Raw genomic sequence first — 14,118 nt, 5'->3', positions numbered from 1 at the left:
ACTGAACGTTTCAAGGGAGGGCACATGAGCACCACGCCGACTAGCGAATTGTCACCGGCGGAGCAGGAAGCCGACAGGACACTCAAAGCCAAACATCGGGCCCTGTGGGCCGCGGGCGACTATCCGGCGGTGGCCAGCGACTTGATCCCCGAGCTCGGGCCCCGGCTGGTCACGGCCAGCGGTCTGCGTGCGGGTCAGCGGGTCCTGGACGTCGCGGCCGGGTCCGGCAACGCCGCGGTACCCGCCGCCGCGGCGGGGGCGACCGTGATCGCCAGCGATCTGACTCCCGAGCTGTTCGATGCCGGCCGGGCCCACGCCGCGCGCCTTGGCGTCGAACTCGAGTGGGTGGAGGCCGACGCCGAGGCGTTACCGTTCGAGGACAACAGCTTTGATGTCGTCCTGTCCTGCGTCGGCGCCATGTTCGCGCCGCACCATCAGGTGACCGCCGATGAGTTGGTGCGGGTGGTGCGGCCCGGCGGAACCATCGCGATGATCAACTGGACGCCCACCGGTTTCATCGGCAAGCTCTTCGCCACCATGAAGCCGTATGCGCCGCCGCCACCGCCCGGCGCCAGCGCTCCGCCGCTGTGGGGCGATGAGAACCATGTGCGAGAGTTGTTCGGCGACAAGGTATCCGAGCTCAATACCCGTCGCGAAACAGTGCTTTTCGAGCACAGTGCCAGTCCGCTGGAATTCCGCGAGTACTGGAAACGCAACTACGGTCCCACCATCGCGGCGTACCGGTTCAATGCGGACAACCCCGACCGCGTGGCAGATCTGGACCGCGACTTCCTGGCGTTCCTGGAGAGCACCAATGCCGCCACCGAACCGGGCCGCACCGCCTACGAAGCCGAATACCTGGTGGTGACGGCCACCAAACGGTAGGAACCGCCACCCGATGTTCCACCATGCCCCGGACCCACCGGGGAACGCGCCCATGGTGGTGCTACACACCGTTCGAACCTCAACCGCCACCACAGATCGACATCAGCCCGTGACGAACAACTCCAGCTGGATGTTGTCCGGGTCGCGGAACACCACCGTGGCGAACTCGAACGGCACCTGACCGTTCCTGACACCGGAATGCTCGATGCCCAAATCGTCGAGCCAGGCGGTCCAGGCGGCCAGGTCCTCCCGGGATCCCACATTCAACGCGATGTGGTCCAGACCGGTACGGGCTTCATCGAACGGTTGTCCGTCGTTGCCGCTGTTGGTGTGCAGACCGATGATCACCCCGGAGCGCTGATCGACCAGCAGTTCACCGTATCCGGTGTCCTCGCAGCCGTAGTGCGGGAACTTCATCGGCACGCGGTCGGCGCCGAACAGCCGCTGATACCAGTCGAGGCTGGCTTCGATGTCGGTGACGGTGATCGAGAAGTGATGGATTCCCGTGATCGGGGGGACCTGCGGGCCACTCATGTCGTGTCTCCCATCACCACGCCCTCGCGACGTGGGTCTGCGCCACCGACCCAACCCGGGTCACCGCGAACGATAGCTGAGAGCCCGCTGGACTGATCGGCAAGGTCGACTTCGTGTCCGAGGGCGCGCAACCCCTGTACCAGTGGGTCGTGGTCGCCGTTATCGGAGGTGTTGATCGCCGGATGCTCGCCGCCCACATTCGTTTTCGGCGTGTTGGCGGCGCCGAAGTCGACCATCGACACCGCCTGCTGCGGGTTCAAACCCCAATCCAGCAGTCCGACAAGGGTTTTGACGACGAACTGGATTATGACCGAGCCGCCCGGGGAGCCCAGCACGGCATACAGCGGGCCGCGCCCGGATGCTGCCCTGTCGAAGACCAGCGTGGGCGCCATCGAGCTACGCGGACGCTTGCCGGGTTCCACCCGGTTGGCCACCGGCACGCCGTCGGGGCCCGCCGGTTCAGCGGAGAAGTCGGTGAGCTGGTTGTTGAGCAGGAAACCGTCGACCATGTGGAACGAACCGAAGGCCGACTCCACGGTGGTGGTGAACGAGGCTGCGTTGCCTTGTGAATCGACCACGCTGATGTGACTGGTGCCGTGCTCGGGCACCGGCGGCGCGGGAACGGCCGGAACGCCGAACTCGCCCGGCTTGGCGGTGCCCATGGTGCGTTCCTGCGAGATCAGCGCCGCCCGTCCGGCCAGGTAGTCACTGGCCAGCAGGGTCTGCGGGGTGCCGCCGGGCAACGGCACGAAATCGGTGTCTGCCACGTACTTGTCGCGGTCGGCGTACGCCAGCCGCTCCGCCTCGGAGATCAGGTGCACCCCCATCACCGCGGGCCGGCCGCCGTTGAGGTCGATGTCGGTGGGCGCGTGCTGGTTCATCGGGAAGTGTTCCAGGATGCCGAGGGCCGAGGCCACGGCGATGCCGCCGGAGGACGGCGGCGGCATGCCGCAGATCTCTTTGTCCCGGTACGGGCTGCACAACGCTTCCCGCTTCTTGGCGGTGTAGCCGGCGAGGTCGTCGGTGGTGATCAGGCTCGGTGTCCGGCCGCCCGACGTGTCCCCCGCCGCGGCGACGATGGCCTGGGCCACCGCACCTTGGTAGAACCCCGGTGCGCCATCGGACGCCACGATGCCCAACGTCTTGGCGTAGGCGGGGTTGGTCAGCCGGGTGCCCTCGGCCTTGGGGCTGCCGTCGGCATTGAGGAAGTACGCGGATGCCTGTGGATCGACTCTGAGTTCGGCGGCCGCGTCGGCGATCGCGCTGGCCAGCCGGGGGCTGATGTCGAAGCCGTCGTCGGACAACCGGATTGCGGGATCGAACAATTCGCGCCACCCGGTCTTGCCGTGTTCGTCGTGCACGTCCTGCAGCATCCGGACCACGCCCGGCACCCCGATGGAGCGCCCCGAGGCGCGCGCATCCGGTTTCGGTTCGGTGCGGTCGACGTCGTCGACCCAGCGCAGATAGTTCTCCGTGGCCGCGGCCGGAGCCGTCTCGCGTCCGTCGTAGGCCTGCACCCGACCCGACACCGCGTCGTAGTAGAGCAGGAATCCCCCACCGCCGATGCCGGAGGACTGCGGCTCCACCAGACCCAGCACGGCCTGGGCGGTGACCAGCGCGTCAGCGGCGGTTCCCCCGTCCCGCAGGACTTCGCAGGCCGCTCGGGTGGCCAGCGGGTTGGCGGTGACGACGCCGTAGGTGTTGGTGTGCACGGCCGACATGTTCACGCGGTAGCCGGTGGCGACCTCGGGGGCGGAAGCGTCGCCCTCGTTTCCGGTGTCGCTGGCTTGTCCTTCGGACACGATCGCGCATGGTCCGGCGGGCGGCGCGGCGGATGCTCGATCACCGCCGCAGCCGGCCAGTAACAGTGTCAGCGCCGCAAGCGAAGCTGTCATCGTGCGAGCTGACATGACGCCCTCCCTGAAGGCCGGCCACTGCTTGTCTTCGTTGAGTACATTGGCAGCCGACGTCACACTGGGCAAGTGCTGTAAGAGTGTGTGGCGCACGGCGTTCTGGGCCCCGATCTGCCAGGATGACGCCCGATGAAGCTCCGAAGACTCCTCGGCGCGCTCCTGGTTCTCAGTGTTCTGGGGGGCGCGCAGGTACAGCTCGCCGACCAGGTCACGGCCGCACCGGGTTCGTATCCGACGGTCGCGTTCATCGGCGACTCCTACACATGGGGCTCCGGCGCATCGACCATGGACAAGCGCTGGACCTCACTGGTTGCTTCCCGGATGGGCTGGCTGGAGTTCAACGTCGGCGAAGGCGGGACGGGTTACCTCAAGACGTTCGAGAACCGCCCCAACTACTACGGCCAACTCGACGAGATCACCGCTTTGCGGCCCGACATCGTGGTGGTCGCCGGCGGCCAGAACGATCAGGACACCCTCACCGCGAACTCACCCGAACTGTTCGCCGCGGTCAGCCACTTCTACGTGCAACTGCGTTCCCGTCTGCCGCGCGCCCGCATCATCGGGGTGGGCCCGTCGTTCCCCGACGCGCTCACGCCGGAGCGTTTCGCGTTCGACAGGGTGGTGCGCGATGCGGTGCGCGCCGTCGGGGGCCAGTTCGTCTCCCTGATCAGACCGACGTCGGTGATCGATCCGGCGATGCTGGAGCCGGATCGTGTGCACGTCGGCGATGCCGGCCATGCCGCGATCGCCGATCGAGTGCTGGCCAATCTCAACCCGGTGTGAGGCCGTAACACTTCGCACTCGTTTCGATCACGGTCGCCGACCGCCCACTGGTGGGGTGTTTCAATCGAGGCGTGGGAGTTCTGGACGTCGCCTGGCTTCTTCTCGGTGTCGCCGCGATCGCGTCGTTGAGCGGCTACGCCGGGTCGGCGCTGTCGCGGCGACGCAAGCAGCGTCGTCCTCACCAGATCTTCCTGTTGGGGTTGTTCTGCGGGGCGCTGGCGGGTTCCGCGGTGCGGCGGCGGCCGCACCCGGTGGCGGCGCTCGCCAATCTGCGTCAGCGGATGCTGCGGAGCTGACGCGGCGCCGGTCCTGAGACCATGGCAGCGTGCGCGCTGCAGTGATCGAAGAATTCGGTGGTTCGGTCGACGTCCGCCCGGTGGCCGACCCTCGCCCCTCACCGGGCGGCGTCGTCGTGGAGGTGCACAGCACCGGCCTGTGCCGCAGTGACTGGCACGCGTGGGCCGGACATGACACCGATGTGACACTCCCCCACGTTCCCGGCCACGAGTTGGTCGGCGTCATCACGGCGGTCGGCGCCGACGTGCAGCGGTGGAGCGTCGGCGATCGCGTGACCTCGCCGTTCATCTGCGGCTGCGGGGTGTGTTCGTGGTGCCGGACCGGCCAGGCGCAGGTCTGCCCGGACCAGACGCAACCGGGCTTCACCCACTGGGGATCGTTCGCCGAATACGTGGCGCTGCACGCTGCCGACACCAATCTGGTGGCAGTCCCGGAGGCAGTCGAGGATGCTGCCGCCGCCGCGCTGGGGTGCCGGTTCGCGACCTCATACCGGGCCCTGATCGCGCGCGCGAAGCTGCGTCCCGAGGAGTGGGTGACGATCATCGGGGTGGGGGGCGTGGGGCTCAGCGCCGTGCAGATCGCGGCCGCCGCCGGCGCCAGGGTGATCGCCGTGGACCGCACCCCCGCCGCGCTCGAGCTGGCCCGCAGACTGGGTGCCGAGCACACCGTGGGTGCCGAGGAGAACGTCGCCGCCGTGGTGCACGAGCTCACCGGCGGTGGCAGCCATGTCGCCGTCGACGCCGTGGGCACCGCGGCCGCGTGCGCAGATGCCATCCACAGTCTGCGCCGGCGGGGTCGCCACATTCAGGTCGGTCTGCTGCCGAGCGTCGACGGCCACCCCGCGGTGCCGATGGACCGCGTGATCGCCTGGGAGCTGGATGTGCTCGGCAGCCACGGGATGGCCGCGGTGGACTATCCCGCGATGCTGAGCCAGGTCGAAGCCGGTGCGCTGCGACCCCAGGACCTGGTGGAGCGGGTGGTCGGGCTCAACGAGGGGGCGCGACGGTTGCCGTCGTTCGAGTCGTCGGCTCCCGTCGGGATCACGCTGATCGACCCGCGGCGGGACTGACATGCTCGTGACACAAGAAAGGCCCCCCATTTCTGGGGGGCCTGACCTGCGGTTTTCGGTGGAGCTGCCGGGAATCGAACCCGGGTCCTACGGCATTCCCTCAAGACTTCTCCGTGCGCAGTTCACTGTGTCTCTACTCGGATCTCTCAGTCACGTGAACAAGCCGAGATGACGATCCCAGTCGCTGTTTGATGTCCCCGTACGTCCCGCGACCGGACGTATGGGTTTGTCCCTCTAGATGACGCCAGGGTCCGGGCCGAGGGCCCTCCCGGTCTGACGGATTAGCTTCGCTTAGGCAGCGAGAGCGTAATCGCGCTGATTGGAATCGGCGCTTAATTGGTTACAACGACGCTTACGGTGGTCAGTTGTCTGCACCGGCACGCTTCCCTTGATTCGATGCGCGAAGTCGAAACCGTTCAGCCCCTCGCATCCCTGCTGACTTTCAGCAGGAAAGATTAACTATACCGGGGTGTTCAACGTGGGCCAGCCATTTATTGTTCCGCGCCTCAGGCGAACGCGCGCCGGTTGGCCAGCACCGGTAGCTGGGCGCGTACGTCGGGAACGCGGGTCAGGTCCAGATCCACGGTCAGCAGGTCGGGTGCGGCCCCCAGCGCCGCGATCACCTCGCCGGTCGGTGAGCACACGATGCTGTGGCCGACGCCCAGCGGGGCGGTTCCGCTGACGGTCTCGCCCGAGGCGGCCGGGTCGGCTTGATCGCAGGCGGCGATGTACGCCGTCGAGTCCAGCGCCCGGGCCTGGGCCAGCAACGACCACTGCTCGGCTTTGCGCGGGCCGGCCCCCCAGGACGCGGCCACGGCCACCACTTGGGCGCCCTGATCGCCGAGCTTCTGGAACAACGCCGGGAAACGGAGGTCATAGCAGGTGGCAAAGCCCACCGTGGTTCCGGCGATGTCGATCGTCACAGGGTCGGAACCCGGTGCGACGGTGTCGGATTCGGCGAAGCCGAAGGCATCGTAGAGATGGATCTTGTGGTAGTGGGCCTCGACTCCCGGACCCGTGATCAGCAGCGTGTTGTACACGCGTCCGTCGCTGGACGGGGTGAACATGCCGGCGACGATCACAACGCCGTGGCGTTGGGCGATGGCGCGGACGCCGTTGGCCCATGGCCCGCCGAGCGGCTCGGCGATTTCGGCCAGCGGCGCCCCGAAGCGACGCATCATGGCTTCGGGGAAGATGACCAGGGACGCGTCGGCGGCAGCGGCCTGTGCGGTGTAGGTTTCGACGGCCTTCAGGTTGGCGCCGGGGTCGATGCCGCTGGTCAGCTGCGCCAAACTGAGCCGTAGGGCGGCCGGGCGAGAAGCGTCGGGTTCGGCTTCGGGTGAGGTATACATTTGGTATGCAATCCCTTTCGGGTCGAGATCGGGCCTATGCGTTCGTGCGGGATCAGGTACTCAGCTCACCCGCGGCGACGGGTACGTTCCTCAACGAGCAGCAGCTGGCCACCCAGATCGGCGTGTCCCGCACACCGGTCCGGGAGGCGCTGCTGATGCTGCAGGCCGAGGGCCTGGTCGAGATGGTGCCCAAGCGCGGGGTGTACGTGCCGGCCATGTCGGGCCGCCAGATCGGCGAGCTGATGGATCTGCGCGGCGCGCTGGAACGTCACGCCGCCTCGACCTGCCTCAAGGCCGGCACCACGCCGGTCGCCGCCATGGAGAGCACACTGGCCGGCCAGCAGGAGATCTGCGCGTCCGACGCCGAGGGAGCCGGGCATCAGTTCATCGAACTCGACACCCGGTTCCATCAGATCCTCATCGACGCCGCGGGCAGTGAGCTGCTGTCCCGTACCTACGCCGGCCTGCGGGCGCGGCAGCTGCGGGTCGGTTTGACCGCGCTGCTGCACGGTCGCGACCGCCGGCGCGACGTCTGCACCGAGCACCGCGCCATCGTGGAGGCGCTCGCCGGAGGGGACGAGCAACTCGCGCACCGCGCCATCGAGGATCACCTGGGTATCACTCTGCAGATCTTGTTGCGGGCGTAGCACTTTCGGCGATCTCGCGGTAGTGCTCCTCTTCGGTGCTGTCCGGGTTGCGGCCCAGCAGCAGACCGATGACGGTCAGCACACCCACCACGGCGATGTAGCCGAGAATCGCCGGCCAGCTGCCGGTCGCGTCCAGCAGGTAGGTGAACAGCAGCGGGGCCACGGCACCACCGAAGACACCGGCGATGGTGTAGGCCAGTGACGCACCGGTGGAGCGCAGCGGCACGGTGAACTGCTCGGTGACGAAGGCCGCCTGCGGTCCGTACATGAACGAGTGGAACGCCAGGCCCACCACAACGCCGAGCACCAGCAGCGGGAATGAGCCGGTGTCGATGAGCAGGAAGAAGATCAGCGTCCACACCACCCCACCGACGGCGGCCACGCCGTAGACCAGGCGGCGGTTGATCCGGTCGGACACCGCGCCGGCCAACGGGATCAGGCCCAGCTGACACGCCGAGCCGATCAGGATCGCGATCAGCACCTCGCTGCGGTCCATGCCGAGCTGCAGGGTGCCGTAGGTGATGGAGAAGACGGTGAACAGCGCGTACATCACGTCGGGCGCGATGCGGCTGAGGATGGCCGCGATCAGCGGGCGGGTCTGAGTTTTGAAGACGTCGCGGATGGGCGCCTCCGGGCGGTCGCCGCTTTCCTGCAGCGCCTTGAACACCGGGGTGTCCTCGAGCTTGAGACGGATCCACAACCCGAAGCCGATCAGCACCGCCGACAGCAGGAACGCCAGCCGCCAGCCCCAATCCTCGAACTGCTCCTCGGAGAACGCCAGGGTCAGGCCGGCGAGGGCGCCGTTGGCCAGCAGGTTGCCGGCGGGCGGACCCACCTGGGCAGCCGAAGCCCAGAAGCCGCGCCGCCTGGGGTCGCCGTACTCACTGGAGAGCAGGACCGCACCACCCCATTCGCCGCCGACGGCCACCCCCTGGGCGAATCGCATGGCCACCAGGAGGATCGGCGCGGCGATGCCGATCGAGGCGTAGCTCGGGATGAGGCCGATGAGGAAGGTCGTGACACCGATCAGGAGCAGCGTGATCACCAGCAGCTGCTTGCGACCGATGATGTCGCCCAGGCGGCCGAACACGAACCCACCGATGGGACGCGCCACGTAGCCGACGGCGTAGGTGGAAAAGGCCAGCAGGGTCCCGGTCAGCGGGTCACTTTCTGGGAAGAACACCACCGGGAACACCAGTGCCGCGGCGGCCGAGTAGACGGCGAAGTCGTACCACTCGAGGGCCGTGCCGGTGAGGCTGGCGGCAAAAGCCTTGGTCAGGCTCTTTCTATCGGCTACATGCGCCGTCATCGAACCAATCCTCTTCTTGTGCGGGCCGCGCGTCGACGGCTCGTGTGACGTACCATACTTCTCGTATACAACATGTATGCGGACGCATGGTCAAGGCGGAAACGCAGAATTTACGAGGAGGAGCAAGCCCGATGCTGACGTTCGAACTGCCCGACGGATCCGAAGTGACGGTCGAGCCGACCACCGTGCTCAACGCCGGATATGCAGGCCGTAACCAGGAGGAGGTCGCCGCCCACATCGCCGAACTCGCCGAACTCGGCGTTCCCGCACCGTCCGTCATTCCTGCGCTGTACCCCGTCTCGCCCTACTTGGCACAGCAGACCGACACTGTTTACACACAACATGGCCGCACCTCCGGCGAGGCCGAGTGGGCGCTGGTCATCGGCGGCGACCCCGAGGCCCCCGCATCTGAGGACAACGTCCTCCTCACCGTCGCGTGCGATCACACCGACCGCGAACTGGAAACCCACAGCGTGGCGTGGAGCAAGAACGCGGCCCCCGATGTCGTGGGCAAGCAGGCGTGGCGCCTGTCCGAGATCGCCGACCGGCTCGACGACATCACGCTCAAAGCGTGGGTCGGCACCGAGGAAACCCTGATCCAGTCCGGCACTGTCGGCGATCTGCTGGCGCCCCAGTACTGGATCGGAATCCTCAAGGAACGCGGCCTGTTTCGGCCCAACACCGTGCTGCTGTCGGGAACCATCATCATGGTGGCCGGGGTGGATCAATTCGCCGACGCGTGGAAGGTCGAGCTCGCCGATCCCGCCACCGGACGCAGCATCACCTGCCAGTACCGCACGGTGCCGATGCCGGAACCGATTGGTTAGATCACGTAAGCCAGGTTCTCGAGGATCCGCTGACCGACTTCGCGATCGCCGCGGATCTCGACACCGGCGGCGGAGGCCGGCCGGCCTCCGCACAGCCGCGTGAACTGGATCCCGTCAAGCCGTAACGCCGTGGTGGGCTCCGCACCACCGAAGTCGTCGACCACCACAGCACGCCCGTCGACGGCCACCCGAATGGTGCGGGCCAGCGGACCGGTGAGTTCGAGGCCGATCCGGGAGCCGGCGGGCGCTCCACCGCGCTTAGCCACGACGAACCCCATGCTGGCCGTCAGCTCGTCGAGCGCCAGCCGCGCCGACGGGCAGCTCAGTTCGGCCTCGGATGCCGGTAGGCGCAACGCCTCCCGGATGTCCTGCTGATGCATCCAGCAGTCGAAGGTCCGGATACGCATGAACCGGCCGTAACTTTCCGGGCCGGCGGGTGTCATGGTGACGGCGTTCCAGGCGTCGTCGGTCATGTTGGTCAGCATGGTGGTGCGCTCGGCAGTCACATCACCCAAGCGGGCGAGCATGTCGTCGGGCGTCTCGCTGCGCAGATACCGCACCCAGCACTCATTGAGCGCGCCGATGTCGTTGCGCACGTGATCCAGCGCGGACACATCGCAGTCGGGTTCGGGGGTGGGAACCCCGGCCAGCATCGACTCCGTTCCGATCACGTGGCTCACCACGTCGTGCACCCGCCACCCGGGCAGCGCGGTCGCGGCGTTCCACCGTTCTGAGGGCAACCCGGTCATCAATCGTTCGATGGCCTCCCAGGACGCGAAAAGACCTGACAGAACGTCGTTTCGGTCGAGTGTGGTGACGGGGCGAACGGGGCTGGACATGCCGCGATGCTATCCAGAACGGCGGTGACGCCGGGCCGATTCGCCGATGCCGGTCAGGTTCCCGACAACCAGCCCACGACGGTCATCACCACCGCGCTGAGCAGGAGCACGACCGCAGCCGGTAGCGAGACCGCCGGCACCACCCCCACCACACTGATCGCCCCGACCAGCACGGCCGACACCGCCAACCCTGCGCGCACCGCGAGCATCGGGTGCCCGCGCAGCACCGACCGCCGAGCGGCCCGGGGCACCAGTCGCAGCACCCACACCAACAACCCCACCAACACCGCGATCGCCACGGCGGTGGTGACGCGCGGGACGAGAACGGAGGTGTGCTGGTGGCACAGGATCGCGAAGTAGCTCAGCAGCAGCGCCACCAGAGTCGTCCACCTCAGCGGACGGATCAACGCGATGCCGACGTTGCGGCGAACATGTTGTCCGAGAGAAGGATCCATGCGTGCAGCACCGAGAAATCCGTCGAGGGCCCGGGTCCACTGCCCGCGGTTGAGCCGGTTCACGGCGATGTTGTGCGCAGCCTCGGCATGCTCCGGGTCCAGGCGCAGCGTCTCCTGGTAGGCGGCAGTCGATTCCGGGATCCGGCCCAGCTGGTTCAGGATGCGCGCGGCCAGGAAGTGATTCTCGGCATCGGACGGTTCCAGCCGCACCGCTTCACCGACCGCCGTCAGGGCCTGTGCCGGATGACCCGCGTTCAGCAGCAACGTCGCATAGGTGTAGTGGGTGAGGTGATTCTGCGAATCGGCCTGCACTGCACGGTAAGCGACGGACAAGGCGTCGTCCCGACGGCCCAGGCTGTCGAGCGCGACGGCGTACACGCGCATCGCATCCGCGTTATCGGGAGCGTGTGCCAGGGCGGCATGCGCGTTGGCCGCCGCGGCCCCGGATTCACCGAGACCCAACCGGGCGCGCGCCATGGCGACCAGCAGCGCCGGGTCCTCCGGGTGGGTCTGCAGCGCCGCGCCGAGGATCTCGACAGCTCTGGAGAAGTTGCCGCCAGAGGCGTAGACGCGCGCGTGACCGAGCGCGTCCGCAACAGACGTCAACGATTCTTCCTACGCCGCAACACTTTCGCCAGATCGTCGTAAGTGCCGTCACTGTTGCCGAATTCGACCACGTTGCGGGCGGCTTCGAACCACGGGCCCGTGCTGGGCCGGATGTGTGCCAGCGCGGCGTCGACATCGGCCATGGTCACCGGGCGCACCTGTCCGCGGCGCAGCGAATCCGCCATCGCGAGTTGTGTTGCCGCTTCGCACAGGTGGGCCAGGTCCGCCCCCGAGAGTCCGTCGGTGCGCGAGGCGATCTTGCCGAGGTCGATTCCCTCGACGGGCCGGTCACGCAAGTGACTTCGCACGATGGCGGTGCGTGCTTCGGTGTCGGGCAGTCCCACGAAGATCATCCGGTCGAACCGCCCGGGCCGGCGCAGCGCAGGATCGACATCCCAGGGCATGTTCGTCGCGCCCAGGATGTACACCCCCTCATTCGACGATGTCGCCGAGTCCATCTCCGCCAGCAGGGTGTTGACCACCACCCGCAGTGCCGAATTGAGACCGGTGGCGGAGCGCCGCTGACCCAATGCGTCGATTTCGTCGAAGAACAGCACGCATGGGGCGTTGCGGCGGGCCGTCTCGAAGATCTCGTGCAACGCGCGTTCGCTGTCACCGAAGTAGTGATGCATCACGTCGGTGATGCCGACCGGCAGGAAATTGGCGCCCAGTTCGCCGGACACCGCCTTGGCCACGAAGGTCTTGCCGCAGCCCGGAGGGCCGTACAGCAGCAGCCCACCGCGAGTGGAGATGTTGTAGGCCTTCAGCAGCTCGGGATTGCGCAACGGCCCCAGCAGCGACAACTCCAACTGAGTCTTGACTTCGGGCATGCCGGCGACGTCGTCGAGGCGGACGGTGCTGCGCTGCACCGCGTCGTAGTCTCCGTCGCCGACTGCCGATGGCAGCTCTTCGGATTCGACGAAGGCGGGACCGATGATGTCGGCCACCTCTTCCTCCGCGGCCGACCAGTTGAAGTCATCGGCCGGGGCCTGCGGTCCGCTCAGCGCGGCGCTACAGCGTTGCAGCAGAGCCAGTGCTTCGGTGTTGCCGGGATCCCGGGTCAACGCCGTGCTGCAGTGGCCCAGCGCCTCGGTGGCCCTGCCGTCCTGCAACAGCAGTTCGGCGAGATGCAGACGCAGCGACAGCACTTCGGGGCTGCGTTCCACGGCCGCCGCAAGCTCTCTGATCAACGCGTCCTGCGCCACTGTCACCCTTCCCGGATCTCGCCCGTAGCCATGGGAGATCCTACGTTTTCACCCGGTGGCGATCATCGCGACCGCGGCCAGCGCCAGCACCATGCCGGCCACTTGTGTGCCGGTGACACGTTCCTTGAGCACCACGATGGCCAACAGCACGGTCGCCGCCGGGTACAGCGAGATCAACACACCGGCCAGCGACAGCAGCGACGCATGCAAGGCCAGCAACATCGCCACATTGGCGACGGTGTCGAGGACTCCGGCCAACAACGCGAGTTTCAGTGGCACACCCGACGGCCGGACGAGCGTGCGCAGGAGTGCGGCGATCACCACCACCAGGACCGTCGCAGAGATACGCGCGAACACCAGCGGCCACAGGCCCGCCTCGGGGGGAGCCTGGTCGATCAGGACGAAATTCAGTCCGAACGCCAGCCCGGATCCGACGGTCAGCCAGGCCACCATCGGGGTGAAGCGGTGCACGGTGGTGTCGGAATCGGTGGCGTCGCGGCTGACCAGGAACACCGCGACCAATGCGATCACGATGCCCGCACACGCCAGCAGCTCGGGCCGCTCCCCCAGCGCGAGCCCCACCGCCACGGGCACACCGGCCACCAGGATGGCCGTCAACGGCGACACCACCGAGATGGGCCCGGACCCGAGCGCGGCGTAGAACCACCACACCCCGAAGGCTTGGCTGACCCCACACAGCGCACCCCAGAGCACGGCGCTCCTGGAGATGTCCCCACCGACCACCGACGCTGCCACCATCAGCAGCACCATGGCCACCGGGTAGGAGACGATCACGATGCGCAGCGCGGCGATCCGGCGAGACGCCACACCGCCGACGAAATCGCTGATGCCGTAGCTCAGCGCCGACAGCAGCGCGAAGAGGATCCCCGTCAGCGCATACCCTTGACGCGGCGACCCATCTCACGGCTGATCTCGCGTTGGGCGTCGCGCTTGGCCATGTCCTGGCGCTTGTCGTGGGCCTGCTTGCCGCGGGCCAACGCCAGCTCGACTTTCACCTTTCCGTCCAGGAAATAGATCGACAGCGGCACCAACGTCAGGTTGCCGTCGCGGATCTTGCCCGTCAGGTTGTCGATCTCGTTGCGGTGCAGCAGCAGTTTGCGGTTGCGTCGCGTCGCGTGGTTGGTCCAGGTCCCCAGGTGATATTCGGGGATGTGGACGTTGCGCAGCCACACCTCGCCGTCGTCGACGGTGGCGAAGGCATCGGCGAGCGAGGCCTGACCTTCACGCAGGCTCTTGACCTCGGTGCCCTGCAGCACCACGCCGCACTCGAAGGTGTCGAGGATCGTGTAGTTGTGCCGGGCCTTGCGGTTGGTCGCGACGATCTGGTTGTTCCGCTTGTCGACGATCTTCTTCGCTGATCCTGTTTTGGCCATGTA

Annotated in this window: 15 protein-coding genes and 1 other RNA gene; 6 read left to right on the top strand and 10 right to left on the bottom strand. The window is 67.4% G+C overall.

What is annotated here, in order from left to right:
• Positions 1–24 precede the first annotated feature (24 nt).
• Positions 25–885: a class I SAM-dependent methyltransferase gene (locus AC3A6P_RS03240; RefSeq protein ID WP_487688329.1), complete on the top strand. Its 861-nt coding sequence runs from the start codon at positions 25–27 to the stop codon at positions 883–885.
• A gap of 102 nt (positions 886–987) precedes the next feature.
• On the opposite strand, the gene AC3A6P_RS03235 is transcribed toward AC3A6P_RS03240, so the two are convergent.
• Complete coding sequence (locus AC3A6P_RS03235; RefSeq protein WP_487688327.1) at positions 988–1,419, bottom strand: VOC family protein; 432 nt, start codon at positions 1,417–1,419, stop codon at positions 988–990.
• A complete protein-coding gene (locus tag AC3A6P_RS03230; RefSeq protein ID WP_487688324.1) occupies positions 1,416–3,329 on the bottom strand; it encodes a gamma-glutamyltransferase family protein in 1,914 nt (637 codons plus the stop codon). Before AC3A6P_RS03230 ends, AC3A6P_RS03235 begins: the two co-directional genes overlap by 4 nt.
• 132 nt (positions 3,330–3,461) lie before the next feature.
• On the opposite strand from AC3A6P_RS03230, the gene AC3A6P_RS03225 reads away from it, so the two are divergent.
• The 3 genes from AC3A6P_RS03225 to AC3A6P_RS03215 all read left to right on the top strand — a co-directional run bounded on the left by AC3A6P_RS03225 (position 3,462) and on the right by AC3A6P_RS03215 (position 5,481).
• Positions 3,462–4,115 (top strand): SGNH/GDSL hydrolase family protein, encoded by a 654-nt coding sequence (locus tag AC3A6P_RS03225; protein ID WP_487688322.1) that lies wholly within the window; start codon positions 3,462–3,464, stop codon positions 4,113–4,115.
• A gap of 71 nt (positions 4,116–4,186) precedes the next feature.
• Positions 4,187–4,411 carry a hypothetical protein gene (locus AC3A6P_RS03220; RefSeq protein ID WP_487688320.1) on the top strand — a complete coding sequence of 75 codons (225 nt, stop codon included), beginning with the start codon at positions 4,187–4,189 and terminating at the stop codon, positions 4,409–4,411.
• A gap of 29 nt (positions 4,412–4,440) precedes the next feature.
• Complete coding sequence (locus AC3A6P_RS03215) at positions 4,441–5,481, top strand: zinc-binding dehydrogenase (RefSeq protein ID WP_487688318.1); 1,041 nt, start codon at positions 4,441–4,443, stop codon at positions 5,479–5,481.
• Between the two features lie 56 nt (positions 5,482–5,537).
• Here the strand turns inward: AC3A6P_RS03215 and ssrA are convergent.
• Positions 5,538–5,905, bottom strand: a transfer-messenger RNA (tmRNA) gene (ssrA, locus tag AC3A6P_RS03210).
• Between the two features lie 82 nt (positions 5,906–5,987).
• Entirely contained in the window at positions 5,988–6,833 is an 846-nt protein-coding gene (locus AC3A6P_RS03205) for a carbon-nitrogen hydrolase family protein (RefSeq protein ID WP_487688316.1), read from the bottom strand.
• A 5-nt stretch (positions 6,834–6,838) separates the two neighbouring features.
• Here AC3A6P_RS03205 and AC3A6P_RS03200 point away from each other — a divergent pair, with 5 nt between their 5' ends.
• Positions 6,839–7,480: a GntR family transcriptional regulator gene (locus AC3A6P_RS03200; RefSeq protein WP_487688313.1), complete on the top strand. Its 642-nt coding sequence runs from the start codon at positions 6,839–6,841 to the stop codon at positions 7,478–7,480.
• On the opposite strand, the gene AC3A6P_RS03195 is transcribed toward AC3A6P_RS03200, so the two are convergent.
• Entirely contained in the window at positions 7,452–8,789 is a 1,338-nt protein-coding gene (locus tag AC3A6P_RS03195; protein ID WP_487688310.1) for an MFS transporter, read from the bottom strand. The genes AC3A6P_RS03200 and AC3A6P_RS03195 overlap by 29 nt on opposite strands.
• Before the next feature lie 131 nt (positions 8,790–8,920).
• Here AC3A6P_RS03195 and AC3A6P_RS03190 point away from each other — a divergent pair, with 131 nt between their 5' ends.
• On the top strand, positions 8,921–9,616 hold the full coding sequence (locus tag AC3A6P_RS03190; protein WP_487688308.1) for a DUF2848 domain-containing protein: 696 nt from the start codon (positions 8,921–8,923) through the stop codon (positions 9,614–9,616).
• Here AC3A6P_RS03190 and AC3A6P_RS03185 read toward each other — a convergent pair.
• The 5 genes from AC3A6P_RS03185 to smpB are packed head-to-tail and all read right to left on the bottom strand — an operon-like array spanning position 9,613 to position 14,115.
• A complete protein-coding gene (locus AC3A6P_RS03185) occupies positions 9,613–10,455 on the bottom strand; it encodes a maleylpyruvate isomerase family mycothiol-dependent enzyme (RefSeq protein ID WP_487688306.1) in 843 nt (280 codons plus the stop codon). The genes AC3A6P_RS03190 and AC3A6P_RS03185 overlap by 4 nt on opposite strands.
• Before the next feature lie 53 nt (positions 10,456–10,508).
• Complete coding sequence (locus tag AC3A6P_RS03180; RefSeq protein WP_487688303.1) at positions 10,509–11,516, bottom strand: tetratricopeptide repeat protein; 1,008 nt, start codon at positions 11,514–11,516, stop codon at positions 10,509–10,511.
• On the bottom strand, positions 11,513–12,721 hold the full coding sequence (locus AC3A6P_RS03175; RefSeq protein WP_487689356.1) for an ATP-binding protein: 1,209 nt from the start codon (positions 12,719–12,721) through the stop codon (positions 11,513–11,515). Before AC3A6P_RS03175 ends, AC3A6P_RS03180 begins: the two co-directional genes overlap by 4 nt.
• Before the next feature lie 48 nt (positions 12,722–12,769).
• Entirely contained in the window at positions 12,770–13,615 is an 846-nt protein-coding gene (locus tag AC3A6P_RS03170) for a DMT family transporter (RefSeq protein WP_487689354.1), read from the bottom strand.
• Entirely contained in the window at positions 13,612–14,115 is a 504-nt protein-coding gene (smpB, locus tag AC3A6P_RS03165; protein WP_487688300.1) for an SsrA-binding protein SmpB, read from the bottom strand. Before smpB ends, AC3A6P_RS03170 begins: the two co-directional genes overlap by 4 nt.
• Positions 14,116–14,118: the final 3 nt, after the last annotated feature.

This window comes from Mycobacterium sp. Soil_C_30 (assembly GCF_057656995.1).
This window is presented reverse-complemented; position numbering and strand designations above follow the sequence as displayed.

Excerpts from the sequence above, each read along its gene's own strand:
- AC3A6P_RS03240 (WP_487688329.1), top strand. The coding sequence starts at position 25 with ATGAGCACCACGCCGACTAGCGAATTGTCACCGGCGGAGCAGGAAGCC.
- AC3A6P_RS03235 (WP_487688327.1), bottom strand. The coding sequence starts at position 1,419 with ATGAGTGGCCCGCAGGTCCCCCCGATCACGGGAATCCATCACTTCTCG.
- AC3A6P_RS03225 (WP_487688322.1), top strand. The coding sequence starts at position 3,462 with ATGAAGCTCCGAAGACTCCTCGGCGCGCTCCTGGTTCTCAGTGTTCTG.
- smpB (WP_487688300.1), bottom strand. The coding sequence starts at position 14,115 with ATGGCCAAAACAGGATCAGCGAAGAAGATCGTCGACAAGCGGAACAAC.
- AC3A6P_RS03195 (WP_487688310.1), bottom strand. The coding sequence starts at position 8,789 with ATGACGGCGCATGTAGCCGATAGAAAGAGCCTGACCAAGGCTTTTGCC.
- AC3A6P_RS03205 (WP_487688316.1), bottom strand. The coding sequence starts at position 6,833 with ATGTATACCTCACCCGAAGCCGAACCCGACGCTTCTCGCCCGGCCGCC.
- AC3A6P_RS03230 (WP_487688324.1), bottom strand. The coding sequence starts at position 3,329 with ATGTCAGCTCGCACGATGACAGCTTCGCTTGCGGCGCTGACACTGTTA.
- AC3A6P_RS03190 (WP_487688308.1), top strand. The coding sequence starts at position 8,921 with ATGCTGACGTTCGAACTGCCCGACGGATCCGAAGTGACGGTCGAGCCG.
- AC3A6P_RS03185 (WP_487688306.1), bottom strand. The coding sequence starts at position 10,455 with ATGTCCAGCCCCGTTCGCCCCGTCACCACACTCGACCGAAACGACGTT.
- AC3A6P_RS03200 (WP_487688313.1), top strand. The coding sequence starts at position 6,839 with ATGCAATCCCTTTCGGGTCGAGATCGGGCCTATGCGTTCGTGCGGGAT.